Below are 7444 nucleotides of genomic sequence, written 5' to 3' on the forward strand. Positions count from 1 at the left end.
TCGCGGGAAAGGCACAGGCGCTGGACTGGCTGCTGAGCCTGTAGTAGCAGCCCTCCCCGCTTTACCGTGACACAGGCTGCCAACGGCGTATCTGCGGGGTGACTACCGTTTTCCCGTTACCTTCTCAAAACGCACAGTTTCAATGGGTAAAACACCCAGGTTATCTTGTTGCAAAAAAAGGTATCACAATAATTTAATATTCAATATATATCAGCCTTATAGATAATACGTTACATCGAATCTATAAAGTATTTGTTTAAGCAAAAGGGCATGTCGTTTTGTTGCAAAAAAAGGTTGGTACTTTATCTGTTGACAGAGCCGCTTTGTTGCATAAAAAGGTTCCCTGCACAGTGCGGCGATGGTCTCACACAGAAGGCGATACTGAATAAATTCACTTTATGTTTTATTAATTACGTAATTATTACGTAATTCGTGCAATCTTACACCATATCCGAAGCCTATGCCCAAGTACAGCAGGGAAGAGTTTCCCGCTAACTCCATCGTCTACGAGAGAACCTGCCCCTACTGCGCGCGCGGCTTCTGGGCAAACAAGCCCAGGGCCGTCTACTGCTCTGCCAAGTGCCGCGTCTACGCCAACAAGCGCAAGCGGGAGGCCGCAGCGGAGCGCGAAAGCCAAGCCGCTGCCGTCGGCGGAGCGGGTACGGAGCCCAGGATCGTGGGCGAAGGTAGAAATATGTACCTGGTCTACCACGACCCATTCGACGAGCAGATCCGAAAGATGGACCCAGACGAGCTCTTCGCGATAAGGCACCGGGCGGCGGATCAGTCGCCGAAGGCGCTTATAGGCTACCACTCCCTGCGCATGAGCAGCTGCGTGCTTCGGCTGCAAACCATAAAGAGCCTGCGGTACGGTGACAATATCATGGCCTACTCCATGCTGACCCCAGAGCAGAGCAGGTTCCTGGCCAGTGAAGCGTACAGGGTGGAAAGGGAGATGGAAGAGGTGCGCAGGCTGCTCAAGCAGCTGGGCACCTGAGTCTGTCCCGCGAAAGGTGCGGCTCCCGAACCATACAGTATGTCCGCTGGCAAAGATGAAAAGCCTCCAAGCGGAAGCTGTGCTGGCAGGCCGCCGAATAACGCCTGGGTTTGCACAAGGTCGGTTCAGGCCCTGGCTTGGCATACATGCCCAAAGGCAGCCACGGAGAGAAAGCTGCCTCCGTTTATCCTTCACAAGCCATTCAAAGTATGAGTGCAACTTAAAACGGGAGGCAGCAGTAAAACGAGCCTGTTGTTTAACTACACTGTAACCGAAATGACTATGCCGAGCCTGGGTAGGGTGCTGCTTGTTGAGGATGACGAGGTAACCAATTTCGTGAACAAGGCGGTTTTACAAGACCATGCCACACAAATAGTAACGGCGGAAAACGGGGAGGATGCCCTGTCGCTGATACGGAAAACACCTTTTAAACTAGTCCTGCTGGACCTGGAAATGCCCTACATGGGCGGGGTTGACTTCCTGAAAGCCTTAAGCGAGGTTCAGGAAAGCACAGGCCTGGTTCCCCCCGTCGTTGTTGTTGTCTCAATCCTTGATAGTGAACTTGGGGAAGGTATCCTAAAAGAATACCCGATAGTAAAAGGGTATCTGGACAAACCGCTAACCGACGAGCATGTGCCGTACCTTGCCAGCCTGCTAACATAAGATGAATTGACTTTCTCCCTTGAAAAAGGTTATTGTTGCCAATAGTAACAAAGAAAACACTATATTTACTTTCCCTATCCATCTAAGTTGTAAGAATGCTAATTCACAGCGGAATCATTGCGCTTGACTACAGCCCCGCTACGGATGTACTGGTTACCAGTATGCCCGACGTCAAGGAGTTTTCCTCTTCCGAGGTAAGCTTTTGCCTCAACCTGATCGTAGAGAACGTCAGGGGCTACCACATTCGAAACCTGCTGCTTGATTCCAGCAAGTCCGTTATTGAGGTCGAAGACGAGGCTTACAGAGCCATCACCACGAAATTCGCCTTGGACTTGACGGGCACTCATCTAAAGAAGCTGGCGCGTGTCGTAACAGATGATGCCGCACGCGAGGAGAGGTCCGCCAGGGTCTCCGAAGAACTCAGACAGGAGGTTGACCTGCCAATAGAATTCAGGAACTTCGCGACGAAAGAAGAGGCCATGGACTGGCTTCTTTCAAAGTAGCCTCCAACGGCAAACCAGCTCCTGCAGCCGCTTTGCATTCGCCTTTCTTTGCCTCCCCCTGACAGCGTCTGTAAAGCGCCCAGAGCGCCCGAAAACAAGCCGCGCTCTAACTAGAAGCCTGAAGAAGTGTTGGCGGCTTTCGCCACCCGAGAAGCGCTGGAGCTGACCGATATGAGCAGAGAGCCTACATCAGAGCAAGTAAAGGTAAACTCAGTTGGCAGCGGTAAAAATAAGCTTGCTATCAGTTCTATCCTATAACGTCTGTTTGAACATAAATTTGATCTTAAGCGGTTTCGCGTTCATTCTAAACAGTTACCTTTGTGCCTTTTCTAAAAAAACTGTTTAGAATGAACGAGCTAACTGAATTTTTAAATAGGATTAGCGCCTGCGACTTAATCGTACTGACGCTGGTAAGCGCAGACAGGCTGTACTGCCGCTTCTTCAGGGAAGGGCTGTACCGAGACCGCATGTTTGTTTCAGACCCTGTTTTACTGGCAGAACTTATGAAGCTGTCTGGTAAAGGCGAAGAAATAAGCACCGCTGGAATTGCCAAGCTAAAGCAAACCTTTCTAGCGGTTTAAAGCATCAAAGCAAGCTAAAAAACACCACTGTGGAGCTGTTTGACGTACTTACTTCAAGGCAACGACAGTTCTTCCGTAAAAGCTCAGCCGCGTCACCATATACGGTGGCTTACGAAGGCGCAGCCAAAGTCCTGGTCTAGAGGGGCATTTAATATGAACCGCGACCAGCTTGCACGCCTAACCTTTACACTCAGACTTAAAAAAGCACATCAAAGTGGAATTCGATTTTAACAGGTTTCTGGACAGGCTACAGGGTAAAGCACTTTCTAAGCAGGAAGCCGCTCGAATAGTGTATGATGAAATTCGCGCGGCCGAGAACCAAAAGGTCGGTTTCCTGGACCAAGCCACAGAAAACCCCCAGTTTTACAGCGACTTCAGCAGTCAGGTGGACAATTACATTACCTGCTTGAAGGTCTTGCACAACAAGATTTCCCCGCATGCTCACGAGAAGCTGGACGAGAAGGTGTACATGACGGACAAGGGCATTATTGACCGCACCATGGAGCTGGTGCAGCAACTGGAGCAGGCTGGATACGGCAAGCTCTCCACAAGTCCTGCCCCTCCGCTGAAAACAGATCCGAACGATGCCAGTGGCGAGGCATAGCAGCCTACACAGCCGATTTCAACACCCGCAAAGAGCCTGCACCAGAGGAGGTAATTTAAGCTTAGCACCTTTAGCAGCTGGGATGAGAAGGTTCTTGCTTTGTTCAAGTCGTTGCTCTTGCGCTTCTTCCAGAAAAGGAGGATAAAATTAGACAAATACAAAGCGCTTTTAACATAATTGTTGTTATGAGAGAAAACAGCCCCTATTCGCTGGAAACGGGGGGGGCGGTTTTGGTACTCTGCTGATATTAGCACACAGAAAGTTCACAATCCTTCATGACTCTAACCCTCTCGTAAGCTGGTTTTAGCTGCACAGTTTAAAAAGGTGAAGATCGTTCAAAAAGATAACTGCATCCTGTTTTTGTCTTTGGTTGCTTTCTATTGCTGCAATTGAGAACAATATCCAACCTTAATATTTCATTTACGCTTAACTACTAGAGAAGCTTCCAGTACCAAAACTTTGATAAATATGCTTTGTTTCTTCCTGGCTTCTTACTTTAGAATAATATTTGTTCAACCTTATAAAATAATCTAGTATGAACCGGCGACAGGTACTGCAAGCTTCCGCAATGATCGGGGCGGCATCAGTTTTAGGTATTCCTGAGTTGAAAGCGGCACCAATAAAAGGCAAAACGCCTCCTCTGACCACCGAGGAAATCGCTGCCATTGAAGCTGCTATGGGAAAGAAAGGTGCATACAAGGAAGCAGAGGCTCTTCATACTACATCCTTACCCAGGAATGATCTGAAGATTAGAGTCAGGGGCGAAGCAGTGCCTATTTCTTTTGGCTTTGGAGGGTGGGCTTCTATCAAGAAAACTGTAGACGGAAAGTCTGCCATGCTTATGAGCGATACTGTTTTACTTCAGGAGGAGGTAAACCCTTTAATATCTGCGGCTCATGCCAACGGATTGGAAGTGAGTGCTATTCACAACCACTTCTTTTACGAGGAGCCGCGTATCTTTTACATGCACCTGCACGGAATGGGCGCTCCGGCCGAACTGGCCAAGAAATTTGCTGCTACCATACGCCAAAGTAAAATATCACCGGCAAATCAGCCGCAAGCTACTACCACTGACCCCGCGGATCAGAGTGGTAACACCGCCGCTGGGGCCGCTTCTCCATCCACTGCCAAGAAGGCCTTTGACACACAGGCTCTGGATGCCATTGTAAAACATACTGGTACGGAGAATGGACCTACCTACAAATATACCGTGGGGCGTGAAGATCTAACTGTAATGGCGATGGGTGTTGAGCTGACACAATCTATCGGGTTGAATTCCTGGGCCTCATTTTCCGGCACCAAAGAGAGAGCCCACGTAGCAGGTGACATTGCCATGCTGGAACCAGAGGTAAACCCTGTCATAGCGGCTCTCCGTAGGAATAATCTGGAAGTCGTGGCTCTGCATAACCACATGCTCGGTGATGATCCTCGAATGATATTCCTGCATTACTACGGTCGGGGTGAAGCCTCCGCGTTAGCCCGAGGGTTTCGGGCGGCACTTGATGAGCTGGGCAAGCACGGAAAAACTCTGAACCACTCTAAGCATTGATACTTGAAGACCTGTAGCAGGCTGGCTGCTGTGAACAGTAATCGGTTTTATTGTTGCAGCAGCCAGCTTTTATGTTTGTTGTCTCTGTTGAACATAAAGGGGCTTATAGGCTATAAGCAAGGACGGCTCCTCATAATGAGGAGCCGTCCTTGCTCTATAACGAAATTTCGTTTTTTGACTGGGGCGGCGAGCCCCTGCTGCCTGTTCTGTATCGCCATTAGGCAAAGGCAATCGGATACTGCTCTTTGGCTTTTTGCTTGATCTTGTCTACCGTACTGATGTAGGCGATCGCCAGGATATAGCTGACGGTAATGTGCAGGGCATAGGGCCAGCTGACCTCTGTGATCAGCCTTTCCAATACCGCGTAGTTAATATACATCGGAAGATACAGCAGCGGCAAAAAACCGTAGATGTACTGCATCACCGACAGCTTCCTGCGCAAATGCCTTTTGTTGAAGGCGTACTCTTTAACGGCGAAGTACAGAACTCCAGCAGTAAGCAACCCTAAGCTGACAAGCTTTACCACGCCCTGATCTAGCGAGGTAAGGGCCAGCTGATTTCCCAAGAAGAGCACGAGCGAAAACAGCAGGTAGGGCAGCTTGAAGAACTGCAGGAACGTCCTTAACCACTGCTTCTGTATCTCTTTTTGAATTGCCGCCACACGCTGCTCGTACACCTCCGTAAAGCCGAAGATCCCGAAGCTTTTGTACACCTTCTGCATTGCCTCATCCAGGCTCAGGCTTGGGTCTCTCTCCCACTGCAGCTCTATGTCTGAGGCGAGGTGGTCTACAAGCTCTGTCTGCACATCATAGGTGTCTACAAACTTCTTTTGAAGAAAAGCATACAGCTTCTCGATGTCTGCTGCTGTCAGCTCCTTTTTCATATGCCTTGCGGGTTAGTCAGGTTAGTGTTCAGTATCAACTGCATCTGCTCTATGAACGCCTTCAGCTCGTAGAGCCTGTCGGCTGTCTCTTTTTTGCCCGTTTCCGTCAGTCTGTAGTATTTCCGCATCCGATTGCCGATATGCACCATCTCTGCCTGGAGCAGTCCGTCGGCTTCAAGCTTGTGCAGGGAAGGGTAGAGCGCCCCTTCGGTGATGTTCAGTTCCCCTGCGGTGAGCTCTTTGACTTTCTGCGTTATCTCATAGCCGTACATCCTGGAGTTCTCCTCCAGCAGCTTAAGGACGATGGTAGAGAGACTGCCTTTGTAGAGCGGGCTGTTTTTCATAGAACAAATATACGACAATCTTTTGCATAAGACTCTTATGTATCCAAAAACCTTGTCTACCGTGCTTCTTGTACAGAAGGGGGCGCTGCAGCTAGTGCTTCTACCCTTCTTCCTTGCCAGGTTCAAGTACCGAGAATCCTTTCATCCCATCCCCTTCGACTGTCTCAGATGATCAAGCCGGGTCGGATTCATGCCTCCGTGAAGCTCTTATGAGTGAAGCTTACCTTTATGGTGGTTAAAATATAGCTGGTACTGCTTAGACAGCACGAGAGCTCCCTCCATTACCTGATACAATCGCATCAACTCCTGCCTATTTTCGCTGTCCCGCACTACTTTAACAGTATCTTCTTGTTTGCCACGCCAGTCTCTTTATTTAATATGATGATGTAAGTGCCCGCGGGACTATTAGATGCATCCCATTCAAACTCATGCCAGCCGCTGTCCAGCACCTGGTTGGTGAAGGTCTTCACATTCTTTCCGTTAAAGTCTACGGCATCCGCTTTTACATGCTGCTTCGTGTTCAGGTAGAACCTTATTTTCACGAAACCCTCGGACGGTACAGGGTAAACCACGAATTCTTCCGTATGCTCAGCTGTCACAGGTTGAAGCGCATTTTCTTTTAGTGTGATAAGTACTGCTCCATTTTTGGCTGCGTCGCCAAAGGCAGCTACGGCAAGCCTATCTCTCAAAACGTGGATAGACTGGATAGACTCAGGCTCAATATCCTTCAGGTCAGCGACAGCCCTTCCCTTGGCTGCGGCCTTTGCAAAGGCATCCGTACCGGATGCAAGGCCTTTGAAAGCGTCGCTTTCATAAATGAAATAGGCAGGTTCCTTATTTTCACCGGCTGAGGCGCCTTTTATACTGATTGCTTTATCTGAACTCCCAGACTTGCCCCCAGCTACTGTAGCGGTTCCCGCATTGACCGGTTGCCCCCCCTTTACAGTAACAGCCGTGGCATCAAGCCGCCTTCCCTCTACCAGCACTTCGTTCAAGGCTTCTTGCTTTATTTCCGTCCTTGCCTTCGCGCCGTTACTGCCAGCGACCTGCGCTTGGGCTGCACTTCTTTCTTTAACAGGGGAAGGCTTGCCTTCTACCCGTTCTTCATTTGCCTCATGGGTTATCCCAGGCCTGATGCTTTGCTCCAACACCACGCGCTGTGTCTCCTTGTCGCCTGCTGCCAGCCGCCGCTCTTCAAAGCCGATGAATCTGTAAACCAGCGTGTCTGTAGCCTCGGCATTGAGGGTGTACCTGCCGTCACTACCGGTAACGGTGCCTCTGTTACTGTTTTTAATCATGATAGAAACCCCCGGAAGCGCA

General features: G+C 49.6%; 9 protein-coding genes. 5 read left to right on the forward strand and 4 right to left on the reverse strand.

The annotated features are described in order from the left end of the window. Window positions 1-421: 421 nt before the first annotated feature. The gene (locus tag LN893_RS20000) at window positions 422-1192 is read right to left on the reverse strand and encodes a hypothetical protein (RefSeq protein WP_229973156.1); all 771 of its coding nucleotides are present in this window, start codon (window positions 1190-1192) and stop codon (window positions 422-424) included. An 18-nt stretch (window positions 1193-1210) separates the two neighbouring features. Between LN893_RS20000 and LN893_RS20005 the strand changes: the two genes are divergently transcribed. From LN893_RS20005 to LN893_RS20025, 5 genes are all read left to right on the forward strand, one after another. Further along, entirely contained in the window at window positions 1211-1660 is a 450-nt protein-coding gene (locus LN893_RS20005) for a response regulator (protein WP_229973158.1), read from the forward strand. A 161-nt stretch (window positions 1661-1821) separates the two neighbouring features. Further along, on the forward strand, window positions 1822-2163 hold the full coding sequence (locus LN893_RS20010) for a hypothetical protein (protein WP_229973160.1): 342 nt from the start codon (window positions 1822-1824) through the stop codon (window positions 2161-2163). Window positions 2164-2510: 347 nt separating this feature from the next. Next, the gene (locus LN893_RS20015; RefSeq protein ID WP_229973163.1) at window positions 2511-2744 is read left to right on the forward strand and encodes a hypothetical protein; all 234 of its coding nucleotides are present in this window, start codon (window positions 2511-2513) and stop codon (window positions 2742-2744) included. A gap of 214 nt (window positions 2745-2958) precedes the next feature. Next, window positions 2959-3348, forward strand: a complete 390-nt coding sequence (locus tag LN893_RS20020) for a hypothetical protein (protein WP_229973165.1) — start codon at window positions 2959-2961, stop codon at window positions 3346-3348. Window positions 3349-3883: 535 nt separating this feature from the next. After that, a complete protein-coding gene (locus LN893_RS20025; protein ID WP_229973167.1) occupies window positions 3884-4897 on the forward strand; it encodes a DUF1259 domain-containing protein in 1014 nt (337 codons plus the stop codon). Window positions 4898-5114: 217 nt separating this feature from the next. Here the strand turns inward: LN893_RS20025 and LN893_RS20030 are convergent, their stop codons facing one another. The 3 genes from LN893_RS20030 to LN893_RS20040 all read right to left on the reverse strand — a co-directional run. After that, window positions 5115-5780, reverse strand: coding sequence for a hypothetical protein (locus LN893_RS20030; protein ID WP_229973169.1), 666 nt, complete (start codon window positions 5778-5780; stop codon window positions 5115-5117). Beyond that, on the reverse strand, window positions 5777-6124 hold the full coding sequence (locus LN893_RS20035) for a PadR family transcriptional regulator (RefSeq protein ID WP_229973171.1): 348 nt from the start codon (window positions 6122-6124) through the stop codon (window positions 5777-5779). The genes LN893_RS20030 and LN893_RS20035 overlap by 4 nt, the downstream gene beginning before the upstream one ends. A gap of 329 nt (window positions 6125-6453) precedes the next feature. Next, on the reverse strand, window positions 6454-7444 hold a 991-nt coding region (locus LN893_RS20040), incomplete at its 5' end, for a carboxypeptidase-like regulatory domain-containing protein (protein WP_229973170.1).

It is taken from the genome of Pontibacter harenae (genome assembly GCF_020907245.1).
GTDB lineage: Bacteria > Bacteroidota > Bacteroidia > Cytophagales > Hymenobacteraceae > Pontibacter > Pontibacter harenae.